Raw genomic sequence first — 16,709 nt, 5'->3', positions numbered from 1 at the left:
ATGAACGTAGGTCTCGTAGGTTGGCGCGGCATGGTCGGCAGCGTCCTGATGCAGCGCATGCAGGAAGAGGGCGATTTCGACCTGATCGAACCGGTGTTCTTCAGCACCAGCAACACGGGCGGCAAGGCGCCGTCGTTCGCGAAAAACGAGACTACGCTCAAGGACGCGACCAACGTCGACGAGCTGAAGAAGTGCGACGTGATCATCACGTGCCAGGGCGGCGACTACACGAACGACGTGTTCCCGAAGCTGCGCGCGGCCGGCTGGAACGGCTACTGGATCGACGCGGCATCGTCGCTGCGGATGCAGGACGACGCGGTCATCATCCTCGATCCGGTCAACCTCGACGTGATCAAGGACGCGCTCGTCAAGGGCACGAAGAACTTCATCGGCGGCAACTGCACGGTCAGCCTGATGCTGATGGCGCTCGGCGGCCTGTTCCGCGAGAACCTCGTCGACTGGATCACGGCGATGACCTACCAGGCCGCATCGGGGGCGGGCGCGCAGAACATGCGCGAGCTGCTGTCGCAAATGGGCACGCTGAACGGCGCGGTGCAGGAACAGCTCGCCGATCCGGCGTCCGCGATTCTCGACATCGACCGCCGCGTGCTGGCCGCGATGAACAGCGATGCGATGCCGACGAGCCACTTCGGCGTGCCGCTCGCCGGTTCGCTGATTCCGTGGATCGACAAGGATCTCGGCAACGGGATGTCGAAGGAAGAGTGGAAGGGCGGCGCGGAAACCAACAAGATCCTCGGCAAGCCGGCGATGGGCGAGCCGGGTTCGATCCCGGTCGACGGCCTGTGCGTGCGGATCGGCGCGATGCGCTGCCACTCGCAGGCGCTGACGATCAAGCTGAAGAAGGATGTGCCGCTCGACGAAATCAACGGCATCCTCGCATCGGCGAACGACTGGGTGAAGGTCGTGCCGAACGAGCGTGAAGCGTCGATGCGCGACCTGTCGCCGGCGAAGATCACCGGTACGCTGTCCGTGCCGGTCGGCCGCCTGCGCAAGCTCGCGATGGGCGGCGAATACCTGTCGGCGTTCACGGTCGGCGACCAGCTGCTGTGGGGCGCGGCCGAGCCGCTGCGCCGCATGCTGCGCATCCTGCTCGACAAGTAAGCACGCTGGCGGTCCGGCCCGCGGGCCGCGGGCCGCGCTGCACGATACGACGCGCCGCGTCGGCCTTGGGATTCAGGGTCGGCGCGGCGCGTTTTTCATGTGCGGTCGTTCAGCGCAGGTTCAGCAGCGTCTGGTCGACGGCCTGCTGGGTCTTGATCGTCTGCGCATTCGCCTGGTAATTGCGCTGCGCGGTGATCAGGTTCACGAGCTCGGTCGTCAGGTTGACGTTCGAGTTTTCGAGCGCGCTACCCTGCAGCGTGCCGTGGTTCGTGCTGCCAGGAGCTGAGATCTGCGGCACGCCCGACGCGGCCGTTTCCGCATACTGGTTGCCGCCAATGTTCACGAGCCCGTTCGGGTTGTTGAAGTTCGCCAGCGCGATCAGGCCGAGCACCGCGCTCTGGCCGTTCGAATAGTTGCCGGTGAGCTTGCCGTCGGTGCCGATCGAGAACGTCGTCAGCGTGCCGCTCGCGAAGCCGTCCTGCGCGAGATTGTTCACGCCGTCCTTGCCGCCGTACTGCGTCGTGCCGCCGAGGTCGAGCGTCAGGTTCTGCGGATTGGCGCCGCCCGTCGTGTTCGGGATCGAGAACGCGAACTGGCCGAGGCTTGGCGTCGGCTGGCCGGTCGCAGCCGACGTCGTCGAGCTGAGCCGGCCCGATGCATCGAACGTGACGGTGCCGAGATTCGTCGGCGTCTGGCCCTGCACGCCCGCGTAGGCCTGCCACGTGCCGGCCGCGCTCTTCGCGAAGTACATCGTGACCTGTTGCGAGCCGCCGAGCGTGTCGTAGACCTGGATCGACGAGTTGTAGTTGTACGTCGTGCTGTCGGTCGCGTTGAACGGCGTCTTGGCCGGCACCTTGTCTTGCGCGTTCAGGTTGAACTGGCCGGTGATCTTGCTCGTCGCGCGCGGTGCGATGTTGCTGGTCGGCGCCTGCAGCGGCACGGTCTGCGCGGTGTTGATCACGCCGCCAGCGCCTGCCGCATAGCCCATCAGGTTGCGGCCTTGCGCGTCGACGATCGCGCCGTTCTTGTCGCGGTGGAACGTGCCGTCGCGCGAGTACGTGGTCACGCCGTTGCTCGACATCTGGAAGAAGCCGTTGCCGTTGATTGCGACGTCGAGCGACGACTTCGTCGAATTGATCGTCCCCTGGCCGAAATTCTGCTGCACCGACGCGAGCCGCGTGCCGATGCCGATCTGCGTGTTGACCGACGTCGCGACCGAATTCGCGTACATGTCGGCGAAGTTCGCGCGTCCCTGCTTGAAGCCGACCGTGTTCGCGTTCGCGATATTGTTGCCGATCACGTCGAGATTGCTCGACGCCCCGGCCAACCCGCTCAAACCCTGCTGATAGCCCATGTTCGTCCCCGTAACGAGCTCGTGAGTGAATGCAGTCGTGCGACTGCGCGATGACCCTCCGGTACTCCACGGCATCAGCCCGACCGCGTGCTGCTGCCTTTCCGGCATGGGCGGGCGCGAGGTCGAAATGTGCCGATTCCTGTTTGAAGGCGATCGTATCGACGGCGGTTATCAGGTCTGTGTAATTTTGTGTAATGTAATTGAATTGATGCCAAAACGATCGCTTTTGTATGAGTAATGGATCGTGCGGAAGGGGTGAAAGCCTTACGGGGCGGGGCTTTGGCGGTGTGAATTTTCATTTCTCCGATAAGAGCGGGAAATTGCCTTCTTATCGACGAATTGGAATTGATTCGGGCGGGATTAATCGCCGGTCGGGATTTGTTTTGATTTCTGGCGGCTAATTCATTAACGGCGGGCGGGGCGGATTGTTGAGAGAATGCTGGCGATTGTCGCTCCGGTCCTGCGGAGGATGCCCGCTGAGCGCCGGAAAGCCATGTCATTCGAGTGGGGCGCGAGTCTGCCAGAAGACGGCTTTCGACTGCGGCACGCAGGTTCGTTTTGATCGATCGGATGCATGCGCTACGACACGCGCACCCGCTCGACATGAGCGCCCGCCCGCGCCCGGTGGCACCTGCCGGCGACGAATTCGGCCGGAACCCGATCGCGTGAAGTAAACTACGCGGTTACGACGCACAGACCCGCCGAAAGCGTCGCGTTTCGCGCGACGCTTTTGCATTTCTGCCGCCACTTTATTGACGCTTCCAACCGCGAATCCGAGCCGCGCCCGCGCGCGGCGATAGAGCCAACGATGTCCCGAATTTTCTTGTTTCCGCGTCAGTCCCGCCTGTCGCGCGCCGTGCGTGGCACGCTGGCGATCCTGGCGCTCGGCTCAGCCGCATCGGCGTGGGCAGTCGGTACCGGCGAATTGCCGGCGTCCGCCGCCGGCGCCGCCGCTCCGCTTACCGTGACGGTCCAGCCGGGCCAGTCGCTGAACGACATCGCGAAAGCGGCCACGCAATCGCATGATCCGGCCGTGCTCGCACGCGCTGGCCGTGCGTTGTTCGATGCCAATCCGCAGGCGTTCATGAAACGCGACGCGAGCCGCCTGAAAGTCGGCGCGACGCTGACCGTGCCCGCGCTCGACGCGACCGGCGCGGCGCTCGTGCCGGTCGGCGCATCCGCTGCCTCCGGTACGGCGGCTGCTTCCACGCCCGCCGCCGCATCGGGCGGAGCGGCGATCGCGCAGCATGGCGCATCCGCGCCGCATCCCGGCTCGGCCGTGCAACCCGCGCCGGTGGCGCCGGCCGTGCATGCGGCTCCGGTGAGCGGGGCGAGTGTCGCGACGGCGGCGGGGGCATTGGCGTCGAGCGGTGCTTCAGCTTCGATCGGCGCGTCGGCCGCATATGGCGCATCGGCTGTCGAAAGCACGCAGCCGGCGGCGTCCACCGCCGGGGCAAGCGGCCCGCACGTGTGGAGCGGTGCGATCCAGTCGGCGCCGTCGTCCGCGAGCGAGGCCGCGGGGCAGGCGGTGCCGGGTAGCCCGGTTTCCGGCGTGCATGAATCGGCCGGCGCGGCGCCCGCCGTGAGTGCGTCGCAGCCGCGGCCGTCGAGCCTGCAGCAATTGCTGGCATTGAAGAATCGCGTGCTGATGGAGTTGCAGAAGCACGGCATCGGCAAGCCGGCGACGACGACTGGCGTCGCGCCTGCTCCGGCGCCCGCCGCGCCGCGTCCGGCCACGAATGACGCGGGTGCATCGGCCGCGGCATCGACGGCGGACGAAGCCGCGTCGGGTGCGGCAGCCAGTGCGCCGCAACCGGCATCGGCTTCGGTACAACGGGTCGCGCCTGTCGCGACGCCTGCACGGCGTACCGAACAGATGGACTGGCGCCCGGTCGCCGTGGCCGGCGCTGCCGTGATCGTGCTTGCGGCCGGCTTCGCATGGCGCAATCGCCGCAAGGGTCGCCGCGCTGACGATGCGGGTACCGTTGCGACCGCGGCCGCAGGGGGCGGTGCCGTGGCTGCGGAAGCCGAAGCCGCGTCGTCTGTCGAACGAGAACTGCCGATCACGCCCGAGATGCCGGTCGCACGCGATGCGGCGTCCGACCTGAACCTCGCCGCGGCGACTGCCGCTGCGGCAGAGACGATCGAGCCGCCCGCAGCGGACACATCGCCTGTGCCCGAAGTGGCGGCACCGCACGACGGGTCGCCCGAATTGCCGGCTGCTCACGCTACGGGGCCGCTTGCGAACGAGGCGACTCCGGCTCCGGTCGAGGCTCCGCACGACGTAGAACCGGCGGAAAAAACCACCGTAGCGGACCAGCCAGCCGACCCGACCGCCGCATCCGCCGCACCTGCGACGACCGAAGCGCAGCACGCGTCGCTGATGCAGAACGCGATCAGCGCGCTCAACAGTCTCGACATGCCGTTGCCGCCGCGGACGGCGGACGAGCCATCGTCGACGGCAGAGGAACCGTCTGCGCGGGCAGTGCAGTCCGACGGCGACAAAATTGCAACTAACGGTCAATCCGCCCAGCACCCGCCAACGGGCGCGCGTGAATCGGCACTGGAACATCCCGCCGACCAGGACGACGAGTTCGATTGGGACCCGGACGCAGCGACGCCCGCCGGCCAAGCTGGCAGCCCGCCCGCGACGACATCGCTGCCGCCGCTCGGCGGCGCGCAGTTCGGCGCGCTGAAGCTCGACTTCGATCTTGACCTGCCGTCCACGCCGGGCGCCGCGCTGCCCGCGCTTACCCCGCACGAACTCGCGCGCATCGCCCGCAACAAGCTCGACCTCGCAGCCGAATACGTCGAACTGGGCGACCTGTCCGGCGCACGGACGCTGCTGCAGGAAGTGGTCGACGCGAACGATGCCGCGACTCGCGACGATGCACGCGCGCTGCTCGCGAAACTGGCGGACGAGGCGTGATGCGGATCGCGCTGGGCATCCAGTACGACGGCGCGGCGTTCTGCGGCTGGCAGGCGCAGCCGCACGGCAAGACCGTGCAGGACCGGCTCGAACATGCGCTGGCCGAGTTCGCGCGGGTGCCGCTGCACACGACGGTGGCGGGGCGCACCGACACCGGTGTGCACGGGCTCGGGCAAGTCGTACATTTCGACACGGATCTCGAACGCGAAGTGTTCTCGTGGGTGCGCGGCACCAATGCGTTCCTGCCGTCGACCGTGTCGGTGCAATGGGCGAAGCCGATGCCGGACACGTTCCATGCGCGTTTTTCGGCGTTCGAGCGCACCTACTACTACGCGCTGTACGTGCATCCGGTGCGTTCGCCGATGTTGGCCGGACGCGCCGGCTGGATCCACACGCCGCTCGACGACGACGCAATGCGCGCCGCCGCCGCGCATTTGATCGGCGAGCACGACTTTTCGTCGTTCCGGTCGTCGGAATGCCAGTCGAAGACGCCGGTCAAACACCTGTATCAGATCGATGTGCGGCGCGCGGGGCATTTCATCCATTTCCGCTTCCGCGCGAACGCGTTCCTGCATCACATGGTGCGCAACCTGATGGGCTGCCTCGTCGCGGTCGGGCGCGGCCGCTATCCGGCCAACTGGCTCGCCGACGTGCTGGCCGGGCGTGACCGCAATCTCGCGGCGCCCACGTTCATGGCCGACGGGTTGTACCTCGCCCACGTCGGCTATCCGGCGGAATTCGCCGTCCCGCCCGCGCAGCTCGGCAGCGTGCCGTGGAGCAGCGTCTGGGCGGATCTGGACCCACAAACATGACGGAGCACGCCGTGTCTTCTTCGACTTCCGCCGCGGCCGGCCTGGCGCCGCGCACGCGCATCAAGCTGTGCGGGCTGTCGCGTCCCGAGGACGTGCTGCATGCAGCCGCGCTCGGCGCCGATGCGATCGGCCTCGTGTTCTACCCGAAGAGCCCGCGCGCGGTGACGATCGCGCAGGCGGCCGAGCTGGCGCGCCTCGCGCCGCCGTTCGTGTCGGTGGTCGGGCTGTTCGTGAATGCGACCGAAGCCGAGATCGAAGCCGTCGTGCGTGACGTGCCACTCACGGTGCTGCAGCTGCACGGCGACGAGACGCCGGAGCAGTGCGATGCGCTCGGCCGCGCGGCACGGCTGCCGTGGTTGCGCGCGGTGCGCGTCGGCCCCTCGACGCAGCGTGCCGATTTGGTAGAATCGGCTCTTCATTATTCGAAAGCGCGCGGCCTCCTGTTCGACACTTTGGTGCCGGATTACGGCGGTAGCGGCAAGGTCTTCGATTGGTCTCTTATTCCCGCAGAGCTCGCGCGTCGGGCCGTTTTGAGTGGTGGCTTGAACGCGCAAAACGTCGGTGATGCGATCCGCCAGCTGCGTCCGTTTGCTGTCGATGTCTCGAGTGGCATCGAAGTGGAGGGCGCGAAGGGCGTGAAGGATCACGCCCGGATGGCGGCGTTCGTACGCGCGGTGCGCGAAGCGGACGCCGGGTGATGCAAGCCGGTGCGACCCCAAAGCGGGCGCACCGACCGATCGAGAGAGACACCATGTACAACCTTCCTGATGATCGCGGCCATTTCGGCCCGTATGGCGGCGTGTTCGTCGCCGAGACGCTGATTCACGCGCTGGACGAACTGCGCGCGGCGTATGAAAAGTTCCAGAACGATCCCGACTTCGTCGCCGAATTCGAGCGCGAGCTGAAGTATTTCGTCGGCCGCCCGTCGCCGATCTATCACGCGCAGCGCTGGAGCGAGATGCTCGGCGGCGCGCAGATCTACCTGAAGCGCGAAGACCTGAACCACACGGGCGCGCACAAGATCAACAACGTGATCGGTCAGGCGCTGCTCGCGAAGCGCATGGGCAAGAAGCGCGTGATCGCCGAGACGGGCGCCGGCCAGCACGGAGTCGCGACCGCGACGATCTGCGCGCGCTTCGGGATGGAGTGCGTCGTCTACATGGGCTCGGAGGACGTGCGCCGGCAGGCCGCGAACGTCTACCGGATGAAGCTGCTTGGAGCTACGGTCGTGCCGGTCGAATCGGGTTCGCGCACGCTGAAGGACGCGCTGAACGAGGCGATGCGCGACTGGGTCACGAACATCGAAAGCACGTTCTACATCATCGGCACGGTCGCGGGCCCGCACCCGTACCCGATGATGGTGCGCGACTTCCAGCGCGTGATCGGCGACGAGTGCAAGGTGCAGATGCCCGAGCTCGCCGGCCGCCAGCCGGATGCGGTGATCGCGTGCGTCGGCGGCGGGTCGAACGCGATGGGCATCTTCTATCCGTACATCGACGATACCTCGGTGCAGCTGATCGGCGTCGAAGCGGCCGGCGACGGCCTCGACACGGGCCATCACGCTGCCTCGCTGATCGCGGGCAGCCCGGGCGTGCTGCACGGCAACCGCACGTACCTGCTGCAGGACGACAACGGCCAGATCATCGAGACGCATTCGGTGTCGGCGGGCCTCGACTATCCGGGCGTCGGTCCCGAGCACGCATGGCTGAAGGACAGCGGCCGCGCGCAGTACGTGCCGATCACCGACGCGGAAGCGTTGAAGGCGTTCCACGACTGCTGCCGGATCGAGGGGATCATTCCCGCGCTCGAGTCGAGCCACGCGATCGCGTACGGCGTGAAGCTCGCACCGACGTTGCCGAAGGACAAGCTCCTGCTCGTCAATCTGTCGGGTCGCGGCGACAAGGACATGCACACGGTCGCCGAGCGATCGGGCATCGAGCTCTGACCCCGACCGATGCGTGACCTGATCGAAGAGCCGGGCGGCGGCGCCGCGAGCGAGGCGGAGGCGGTTCAGCCCGCCGCTGCCGCGCCGCGCGCGCTGCCGTCCGGTATCGAGCTGCACAACCGCGATTTCCTGACCCACGCCGCGTACCTGCCGGATGCGTCGATCGACCTGATCGTCGCCGATCCGCCGTACGGGCTCGGCAAGGACTACGGCAACGATTCGGACAAGCGTTCGGGCGACGATTTCCTCGCGTGGACGCGCGGGTGGCTCGAGCTCGCGATTCCGAAGCTGAAGCCGAGCGGGTCGATGTACATCTTCTGCACATGGCAGTACGCGCCGGAAATCTTCAGTTTCCTGAAGACGCAGCTCACGATGGTCAACGAGATCATCTGGGACCGGCGCGTGCCGAGCATGGGCGGCACGACGCGCCGTTTCACGTCGGTGCACGACAACATCGGCTTTTTCGCGGTTTCGAAGGCGTATTACTTCGATCTCGATCCGGTCCGCATCCCGTACGACGCCGACACGAAGAAGGCCCGCTCGCGCAAGCTGTTCGAAGGCAGCAAGTGGCTGGAGATGGGCTACAACCCGAAGGACGTCTGGTCGGTCTCGCGCCTGCACCGGCAGCACGCGGAGCGCGTCGATCATCCGACCCAGAAGCCGCTCGAAATCATCGAGCGGATGGTGCTCGCAAGCTGCCCGCCGGGCGGCCGCGTGCTCGATCCGTTCATGGGCAGCGGCACGACCGCGGTGGCCTGCGCACGGCAGGGGCGCGACTTCGTCGGCTACGAGATCAACGAAAGCTATTGTGCGATCGCGCACGAGCGCGTGAGCGCGCTCGCCGCGCCGGCGTGCGCGTGAATCGCGCCGCCGCATCGCCGCATGCTGCTTTGCATGGGACCGGAGTAAGCGCTAAAGCGCTAACTCCGGTCGACATAGGAAAATTATCATGAATCGTATTCAGCAGACCTTCGCCGCGCTCGCCGAACAAGGCCGTAAGGGCCTGATCCCGTTCATCACGGCCGGCGATCCCGATCCCGCGAAAACCGTCGAATTCATGCACGCGCTCGCCGCGGGCGGCGCCGACGTCATCGAACTCGGCGTGCCGTTCTCGGACCCGATGGCCGACGGTCCCGTGATCCAGCGCTCGTCGGAACGCGCGCTCGCGCGCGGCGTCACGTTGAAGAGCGTGCTCGCCGACGTGAAGCGTTTTCGCGAAACCGACCCCAAAACCCCCGTCGTGCTGATGGGCTATGCGAACCCGATCGAACGGATGGGCGTCGACACGTTCGCGGCCGAAGCGCATGCGGCCGGCGTCGACGGCGTGCTGGTGGTCGACTATCCGCCGGAAGAGGCGGGCGTCTTCGCCGAGAAAATGCGTGCCGCGCAGATCGATCCGATCTTCCTGCTCGCGCCCACGTCGACCGACGAACGCATCGCCGACGTCGGCAAGATCGCGAGCGGCTACGTGTATTACGTGTCGCTCAAGGGCGTGACCGGCGCGGGAAATCTGGATGTTTCGAGCATTGCAGGTAAAATCCCGGCCATCAAGTCGCGCGTGCCGGTTCCGGTGGGCGTCGGCTTCGGTATTCGTGACGCCGAAACGGCGCGCGCGGTGGCCGAAGTGTCGGACGCCGTCGTGATCGGCAGCCGCCTCGTGCAGCTGCTCGAGAGCGCCGCGCCGGAAGGCGCCGCCGCCGCGTTGAAGACTTTCATCGCCGAGCTGCGCGCTGCGCTGGACGGTGCGGGCAAGACGGCGCGATAAACACAACACAGGAAGCGGGAACGGGCCGGTCGGCCCGCCCCGCCACGGAACAGGAAACCATACGATGAGCTGGCTCGACAAACTGTTGCCGCCGAAGATCAAGCAGACCGACCCGAAAAGCCGCAAGGGCATTCCGGAAGGCCTGTGGGTCAAGTGCCCGTCCTGCGAGGCCGTTCTCTATCGCAACGACGTGGACGCGAACCTGCACGTGTGCCCGAAGTGCGATCACCACATGCGCATCGGCGCGCGTGAGCGCCTCGACGGGCTGCTCGATCCTGAAGGCCGCTATGAAATCGGCCAGGAAATCGTGCCGGTCGACTCGCTGAAGTTCAAGGACAGCCGCAAGTACCCCGATCGTCTGAAGGAAGCGATGGACGAAACCGGCGAGACCGACGCGATGGTCGTGATGGGCGGGGCGATCCACACGCTGCCCGTCGTCGCGGCCTGTTTCGAGTTCTCGTTCATGGGCGGCTCGATGGGTTCGGTCGTCGGCGAGCGCTTCGCGCGCGGTGCACAGAACGCGCTGGAACAGCACGTACCGTTCATCTGCTTCACCGCATCGGGCGGCGCGCGGATGCAGGAAAGCCTGCTGTCGCTGATGCAGATGGCCAAGACCACCGCGATGCTGACCAAGCTGGCCGAAGCCAAGCTGCCGTTCATCTCGGTGCTGACCGACCCGACGATGGGCGGCGTGTCGGCGAGCTTCGCGTTCCTCGGCGACGTCGTGATCGCGGAGCCGAAGGCGCTGATCGGCTTCGCCGGCCCGCGCGTGATCGAGCAGACGGTCCGCGAGAAGCTGCCGGAAGGCTTCCAGCGCGCCGAATTTCTGCTGAAGACGGGCGCGATCGACATGATCGTCGACCGTCGCAAGATGCGCGACGAGATCGCGCAGTTGCTCGCACTGCTGCAGCGACAGCCGGCCGACGCGCTGGCTTGACCGGCGCAAGGTTGTGACGCTGCGCGTCGCCTGGTTTCAACGTCAGGCGGCGCGCTTCGTTTTTTTGGCGTAGTGGCGGTACCGATCCAGATTTGATCCGATGAGCACTTTTCCCACTCTCGACGCGTGGCTTTCGCATCTCGAACGCGCGCACCCGGTCGGCATCGACATGGGCCTGACCCGCATCGGGCAGGTCAAGGCGGCGCTGCAGCTCGAATTCGCGTGCCCGGTGATCACCGTCGGCGGCACGAACGGCAAGGGTTCGACCTGCGCGTTCCTCGAGACGATCCTCGTGCGCGCGGGCTACAAGGTCGGCTGCCACACGTCGCCGCACCTGCTCGAATTCAACGAGCGCGCGCGCGTGAACGGGCAGAACGTGACCGACGACGAGCTGCTGCCGCATTTCGAGGCCGTCGAAGCCGCGCGCACGTCGCTGGCCGAACCTGTATCGCTCACGTATTTCGAGTTCACGACGCTCGCGATCCTGCATCTGTTCGCGTCGCGCGGGCTGGATGCGGTGATTCTGGAAGTCGGCCTCGGCGGCCGGCTCGACGCGGTGAACATCATCGATACCGATTGCGCGATCGTCACGAGCATCGACATCGACCACACCGAATACCTCGGCGACACGCGCGAGAAGATCGCGTTCGAGAAGGCCGGGATCTTCCGCGCGGGCAAGCCGGCGATCTGCGGCGATCCGGCCGCGCCGCAGACGCTGATCGACCACGCCGAAGCGATCGGCGCCGACCTGTGGCTGGTTGGCCGCGATTTCCGCTACGAGGCGCAGGCGGGCGCCGAGCGCCAGCAATGGAGCTATCTCGGCCGCGAGAAGCGCTATCCGGCGCTTGCGTATCCGGCGCTGCGCGGCGCGAACCAGTTGATCAATGCGTCGGCCGCGCTCGCCGCGCTCGAGGCGCTGCGCCCGGTCCTGCCGGTGTCCGCGCAGGACATCCGGCTCGGGCTGGCCAACGTCGAGCTGCCGGGGCGCTTCCAAGTGCTGCCGGGCAAGCCGGCGATCGTGCTCGACGTCGCGCACAACCCGCATGCGTCTGCCGTGCTCGAGCAGAACCTCGGCAACATGGGCTTCTTCCCGTACACGTACGCGGTGTTCGGCGCGATGCACGACAAGGACATCGACGGCGTGCTGCAGCACCTGAAGGGCGAGATCGACCACTGGTGCGTGACCGACCTGCCGCTGCCGCGCGCGGCGTCCGCGGAGCAGCTCGAAGCCGCGCTGCGCAAGGCCGGCGTGGAGGAGGGGCCCGATTCGAGCGTGACGCGTTACGCGTCGCCCGCGGAAGCGTTTCGCGATGCGCTAAAAAGAGCATCCGAGAATGATAGAATCGTGGTTTTCGGCAGTTTCCATACGGTTGCCGGCGTGCTGGCCTACCGTAAATCGCAGCAACACTGACTGACGGGCAGTTTCGGACTCAGCCATTCATGGGAATTTTCTCGTTCGGCAAGAAAGACGACGACGCGCCCCCGCGGCGCGGCGGTCGCACCGGGACCTCCCGGAACGTGCGCACGGAGCGCACTGAACGCGTCGAGCGCCGCTCGCGCCGCACCGAGCGTCCGGAATCGGACGCACTGCTCCTCGATCCGACCCTTCCAGAAAAGCAACGCGCGCGCCGTCGCCTCGTCGGCGCGATCGCGCTCGTCGTGGCCGCGGTGATCGTGCTGCCGATGGTGCTCGATTCGCACCCGAAGCCGGTCACGGACGACATCGCGATCGACATCCCGAACCGCCCCGCGCACCAGGCGGTCGCGCCGCGCGACGACGATGTGTCCGACGTGCAGGCGGGTGTCGCGCACGACGAACCGCCGGCCTCCGATACGGCCGTTGCGGCCGCCCCGGCGCCGGCGCCTAAGGATGCCGCGAAGCCGGCCGCGAAACCCGATACGACCACCACGGCGAGCGTGACGCCGCCGAAGCCCGCGCCGAAGCCGGCTGCGCCCGCCGCGAAACCGGCCGCGCCGAAGCCTGCGCCCGCAACGGTCGCGAATGACGGCGCCGCGAGCCCGGACAGCGGCGACGCATCGTCGCCGGCGTCGCCGGCCGGTGCGCGCTTCGCGGTGCAGCTCGGCTCGTTCAAGGACGACGCGACGGCCCGTTCGTGGGCGACCAAGTTGAAATCGGCGGGTGTGCCCGCATATGTCGAGCATCGCAAGCAGGCAGACGGCAGCACGGCTACACTGTTGCGGGCCGGCCCGTTCGCGGATCGTTCGGCGGCTTCCGCCGCGATCGCGAAGGTGCGCGAAGCCGGTCTGACGCAGTAATGCCACGATGCTGACGGCTTTCGACTACGCTGTATTGGCGGTGATCGTGTTGTCGGCGCTGCGCGGCGCGTGGCGCGGCTTCGTGTCCGAGATTTTCGGGCTGATCGGCTGGATCGCGGCGATCGTGATCGCGAGCCGCTACGTCGGGCTGGTCGTACCGTACATCCCGGCGAACTGGCCGGGCGGCGCGCTGACGCAGTGGGTGATCGCCTTCGCGTTGCTCGTGATCGGCGTCGTGCTGGTCGCCGGCGTGGCGAATGCGCTGCTGTCGCGGATCGCGCAGGCGAGTGGCCTGGGCGGCGTCGACCGCTCGCTGGGCATGATGTTCGGGCTCGTCCGCGGCTGCGTGCTGGTGGTGCTGCTGGTCGCGGCGGCGGGGCTGACCGAACTGCCCAAACAGGATTTCTGGCGCAATGCGCTCTTGCGTCCTTTTGCCGAACAGGGCGTGCACGAGCTGAAGCAGCTCCTGCCCGACGGCATGGCCCAGTACGTACGCGTGTGACGACGCGGCCGGGCAGGACGGAACCGATTTTGTCATTCTGAAGGACATGCCATGTGCGGCATCGTAGGCGTTATCTCCCAATCCCCGGTCAATCAGCTGATCTATGACAGCCTGCTGCTGCTGCAGCATCGCGGTCAGGACGCGGCGGGCATTGCGACGGCGGACGGCAGCAATTTCCACATGTACAAGGCGAACGGCATGGTGCGCGACGTGTTCCGCACGCGCAACATGCGCAGCCTGCCCGGCACCTACGGCATCGGCCAGGTGCGCTACCCGACGGCCGGCTCGGCGTCGAGCGAGGCCGAGGCGCAGCCGTTCTACGTGAACGCGCCGTTCGGGATCATCCTCGCGCACAACGGCAACCTGACGAACTGGCAGCAACTGAAGGACGAGATGTTCCGGATCGACCGCCGGCACATCAACACCAATTCCGACAGCGAAGTGCTGCTCAACGTGTTCGCGCACGAGCTGCAACTGTCGACCACGGGCCTCGAGCTCGATCCGGCGTCGGTGTTCAAGGCGGTCTCGGGCGTGCATCGCCGCCTGCAGGGTTCGTACGCGATCGTGTCGCTGATCGCCGGCTACGGCCTGCTCGCGTTCCGCGATCCGTTCGGCATCCGTCCGCTGTGCATCGGCAAGCTCGAGACCGAACACGGCACCGAGTGGATGGTCGCGTCGGAGTCGGTGGCGGTCGAAGGCATCGGTTTCGAATTCGTGCGCGACCTGGAGCCGGGCGAAGCGATCTTCATCGACAAGGCCGGCAACTTCCACAGCCAGCAGTGCGCGGAGAACCCGACGCTGAATCCGTGCATGTTTGAATACGTGTATCTGGCCCGTCCGGATTCGTGCCTCGACGGCGTGCCGGTCTACAACGTGCGCCTGCGCATGGGCGACTATCTCGCCGAGAAGATCAAGCGCGAACTGCCGAACGTGCCGATCGACGTCGTGATGCCGATTCCCGATTCGTCGCGCCCGGCGGCGATGCAGGTCGCCGCGAAGCTCGGCGTCGAGTATCGCGAAGGCTTCTTCAAGAACCGCTACGTCGGCCGGACCTTCATCATGCCGGGGCAGGCCGTGCGCAAGAAGTCGGTGCGCCAGAAGCTCAACGCGATGAGCATCGAGTTCAAGGACAAGCACGTGCTGATCGTCGACGATTCGATCGTGCGCGGCACGACCTCGCATGAAATCGTGCAGATGGCGCGCGATGCGGGCGCGAAGTCGGTGATCTTCGCGTCGGCGGCGCCGCCCGTGAAGTTCCCGAACGTGTACGGCATCGACATGCCGACGCGTGGCGAACTGGTCGCGCATGGCCGCACCGACGAAGAAGTCGCGAAGATCATCGGCGCCGACCACCTGATCTATCAGGACGTCGACGATCTGCGCCGCGCGGTGCGCGACATCAACCCGAAGCTCGAGCACTTCGAGGCGTCGTGTTTCGACGGCAACTACATCACCGGCGCGGTGACGCCCGAGTACCTCGATGCGATCGAGCGTGCGCGTCTCGCACCGGCGTCGCAGGCCGATCGCGACACGGCCGGCGATACCGAGCGTTCGCAGATGAACCTGCAACTGTCGGTCGAGTAACGCCGGCGCACGCTTTTATCGAGGCGTGATAGGATGTGGCCTTGCGTCGATTTGATATCAGCTTGCGGACGCGGGGCAACTTCCCAAAACAGCTAAAGCGAAGGCCGGCGGCAGCCGGCCCGAGTCGATCGCTGTCGTACCGCACCGAAGCCCGCTGATGCCGACGCATAGCGGGCTTTTTGTTTTTTGGCCTCGGTTTTGACCGGGTCCGCGCTTCATGAACGACCGTCGGCGCGGCCCTCGAATACGGAAAACGGAACATGGACGACTCCCTCAACTTCGACACGCTTGCCGTGCGCGCGGGCACGCTGCGCAGCGACTTCAACGAGCATTCGGAAGCGCTGTTCCTCACGTCGAGCTTCTGCTTCTCGAGCGCGGCCGACGCGGCCGAGCGCTTCGCGAATTCGGAAGACTATTTCACCTATTCGCGCTTCACGAATCCGACCGTCACCATGTTCCAGGAGCGTCTCGCGGCGCTCGAGGGCGGCGAGGCGTGCATCGCGACGGCGTCGGGCATGGCCGCGATCATGTCGGTCGTGATGTCCGCGCTGCAGGCGGGCGACCACCTCGTTAGCTCGCGCAGCCTGTTCGGCTCGACGCTCGGGATGTTCTCGCAGATCTTCAGCAAGTTCGGGATCACGACGACCTTCGTCGACCCGACCGACCTGAACGCGTGGCAGGAAGCGGTGCGGCCGGAAACGAAGATGTTCTTCCTCGAGACGCCGTCGAACCCGCTGACCGAGCTCGCCGACATCGAGGCGATCGGCAAGATCGCGAAGGCGGCGAACGCGCTGTTCGTCGTCGACAACTGTTTCTGCAGCCCGGTGCTGCAGCAGCCGCTGAAGCTCGGCGCGGATGTTGTGATGCATTCCGCGACGAAATTCCTCGACGGGCAGGGCCGCGTACTCGGCGGCGCGCTGGTCGGCTCGAAGGAATTCATCATGGGCAAGGTGTTCCCGTTCGTACGCAGCGCGGGCCCGACGCTGTCGGCGTTCAACGCGTGGGTGCTGCTGAAGGGAATGGAGACGCTGTCGCTGCGCGTCGAGAAGCAATCGGCGAACGCGCTGGAGATCGCGCGCTGGCTCGACTCGCATCCGGCGGTGGCGCGCGTGTTTTATCCGGGGCTCGAATCGCATCCGCAGCATGAACTCGCGAAGCGTCAGCAGAAGGCGGGTGGTGCGATCGTGTCGTTCGAGCTGAAGGGCGACACGCCCGAGCAGCAGCGCGCGAACGCATGGCGCGTGATCGACGGCACGAAGCTGGTGTCGATCACCGGCAACCTCGGCGACACGCGTACGACGATCACGCATCCGGCCACCACGACGCACGGCCGGATTACGCCGGAAGCGCGTGCGGCGGCGGGGATCACCGAGGGGTTGATCCGCTTGGCGGTCGGCCTGGAGCATGCGGGCGACATTCGCAACGATCTGGCGCGTGGTCTGGACGGCTGAGCGAGATAGCCGATTTCAGGCTCGGCATCAA

At 66.6% G+C, this 16,709-nt stretch carries 15 protein-coding genes; 14 read left to right on the top strand and 1 reads right to left on the bottom strand.

The features are described from left to right. A complete protein-coding gene (asd, locus tag BLS50_RS20930; RefSeq protein WP_012338485.1) occupies positions 1-1,122 on the top strand; it encodes an aspartate-semialdehyde dehydrogenase in 1,122 nt (373 codons plus the stop codon). Between the two features lie 109 nt (positions 1,123-1,231). Here asd and flgE read toward each other — a convergent pair whose 3' ends face one another. Next, a complete protein-coding gene (gene flgE, locus BLS50_RS20925) occupies positions 1,232-2,476 on the bottom strand; it encodes a flagellar hook protein FlgE (RefSeq protein WP_074803853.1) in 1,245 nt (414 codons plus the stop codon). Positions 2,477-2,501: 25 nt separating this feature from the next. Here flgE and BLS50_RS35475 point away from each other — a divergent pair, with 25 nt between their 5' ends. The 13 genes from BLS50_RS35475 to BLS50_RS20865 all read left to right on the top strand — a co-directional run bounded on the left by BLS50_RS35475 (position 2,502) and on the right by BLS50_RS20865 (position 16,678). Next, the gene (locus tag BLS50_RS35475) at positions 2,502-2,714 is read left to right on the top strand and encodes a hypothetical protein (protein ID WP_124620451.1); all 213 of its coding nucleotides are present in this window, start codon (positions 2,502-2,504) and stop codon (positions 2,712-2,714) included. Between the two features lie 570 nt (positions 2,715-3,284). Next, positions 3,285-5,405 (top strand): FimV/HubP family polar landmark protein, encoded by a 2,121-nt coding sequence (locus BLS50_RS20920; RefSeq protein ID WP_074803851.1) that lies wholly within the window; start codon positions 3,285-3,287, stop codon positions 5,403-5,405. Beyond that, positions 5,405-6,217 (top strand): tRNA pseudouridine(38-40) synthase TruA, encoded by an 813-nt coding sequence (truA, locus tag BLS50_RS20915; RefSeq protein ID WP_074803849.1) that lies wholly within the window; start codon positions 5,405-5,407, stop codon positions 6,215-6,217. Before BLS50_RS20920 ends, truA begins: the two co-directional genes overlap by 1 nt. Further along, positions 6,214-6,915 (top strand): phosphoribosylanthranilate isomerase, encoded by a 702-nt coding sequence (locus BLS50_RS20910; protein WP_027810583.1) that lies wholly within the window; start codon positions 6,214-6,216, stop codon positions 6,913-6,915. The genes truA and BLS50_RS20910 overlap by 4 nt, the downstream gene beginning before the upstream one ends. 53 nt (positions 6,916-6,968) lie before the next feature. After that, complete coding sequence (gene trpB, locus BLS50_RS20905) at positions 6,969-8,162, top strand: tryptophan synthase subunit beta (protein ID WP_011548091.1); 1,194 nt, start codon at positions 6,969-6,971, stop codon at positions 8,160-8,162. 9 nt (positions 8,163-8,171) lie between these two features. Beyond that, positions 8,172-9,023 carry a DNA-methyltransferase gene (locus BLS50_RS20900; protein ID WP_011548090.1) on the top strand — a complete coding sequence of 284 codons (852 nt, stop codon included), beginning with the start codon at positions 8,172-8,174 and terminating at the stop codon, positions 9,021-9,023. An 88-nt stretch (positions 9,024-9,111) separates the two neighbouring features. After that, positions 9,112-9,927 carry a tryptophan synthase subunit alpha gene (trpA, locus tag BLS50_RS20895; RefSeq protein ID WP_027805677.1) on the top strand — a complete coding sequence of 272 codons (816 nt, stop codon included), beginning with the start codon at positions 9,112-9,114 and terminating at the stop codon, positions 9,925-9,927. A 64-nt stretch (positions 9,928-9,991) separates the two neighbouring features. Next, positions 9,992-10,864 carry an acetyl-CoA carboxylase, carboxyltransferase subunit beta gene (accD, locus tag BLS50_RS20890; protein ID WP_009691548.1) on the top strand — a complete coding sequence of 291 codons (873 nt, stop codon included), beginning with the start codon at positions 9,992-9,994 and terminating at the stop codon, positions 10,862-10,864. A 100-nt stretch (positions 10,865-10,964) separates the two neighbouring features. After that, positions 10,965-12,275, top strand: coding sequence for a bifunctional tetrahydrofolate synthase/dihydrofolate synthase (folC, locus tag BLS50_RS20885; RefSeq protein ID WP_006479330.1), 1,311 nt, complete (start codon positions 10,965-10,967; stop codon positions 12,273-12,275). 29 nt (positions 12,276-12,304) lie between these two features. Then, positions 12,305-13,141, top strand: coding sequence for an SPOR domain-containing protein (locus BLS50_RS20880; RefSeq protein WP_074803847.1), 837 nt, complete (start codon positions 12,305-12,307; stop codon positions 13,139-13,141). A gap of 7 nt (positions 13,142-13,148) precedes the next feature. Then, positions 13,149-13,643, top strand: coding sequence for a CvpA family protein (locus tag BLS50_RS20875; RefSeq protein ID WP_006479328.1), 495 nt, complete (start codon positions 13,149-13,151; stop codon positions 13,641-13,643). 51 nt (positions 13,644-13,694) lie between these two features. Next, a complete protein-coding gene (gene purF, locus BLS50_RS20870) occupies positions 13,695-15,227 on the top strand; it encodes an amidophosphoribosyltransferase (RefSeq protein ID WP_006479327.1) in 1,533 nt (510 codons plus the stop codon). Between the two features lie 260 nt (positions 15,228-15,487). Then, positions 15,488-16,678, top strand: a complete 1,191-nt coding sequence (locus BLS50_RS20865; RefSeq protein ID WP_011694679.1) for an O-succinylhomoserine sulfhydrylase — start codon at positions 15,488-15,490, stop codon at positions 16,676-16,678. The last annotated feature ends 31 nt before the right edge of the window (positions 16,679-16,709 follow it).

It is taken from the genome of Burkholderia orbicola (assembly GCF_900100915.1).
GTDB lineage: Bacteria > Pseudomonadota > Gammaproteobacteria > Burkholderiales > Burkholderiaceae > Burkholderia > Burkholderia orbicola.
Note: the sequence above shows the minus strand (reverse complement) of the source record. Positions and strands in the feature narration are given on the sequence as shown.